General features: G+C 57.1%; 2 tRNA genes. Both read right to left on the bottom strand.

Features of this window, described 5'->3' with window-relative positions:
• Window positions 1-6 precede the first annotated feature (6 nt).
• Window positions 7-79, bottom strand: a tRNA-Asp gene (locus tag HT722_RS05750).
• Window positions 80-81: 2 nt separating this feature from the next.
• A tRNA-Val gene (locus HT722_RS05745) sits at window positions 82-154 on the bottom strand.
• Window positions 155-210 lie beyond the last annotated feature (56 nt).

Below are 210 nucleotides of genomic sequence, written 5' to 3'. Positions count from 1 at the left end.
CTTAAACGGTCCCGACGGGAATCGAACCCGCGATCTTCGCCGTGACAGGGCGACGTGATAACCGCTACACTACGGGACCTTTGGGAGTTAACGGGATCGAACCGCTGACCCTCTGCTTGTAAGGCAGATGCTCTCCCAGCTGAGCTAAACTCCCTAGAGCTAAGCGACTTCCATATCTCACAGGGGGCAACCCCCAACTACTTCCGGCGT

The sequence above is a fragment of the Streptococcus sp. 53 genome (genome assembly GCF_013276565.1).
Taxonomy (GTDB): domain Bacteria; phylum Bacillota; class Bacilli; order Lactobacillales; family Streptococcaceae; genus Streptococcus.
The sequence above is the reverse complement of the archived record's forward strand: the minus strand, read 5'-3'. Positions and strand labels throughout refer to the sequence as shown.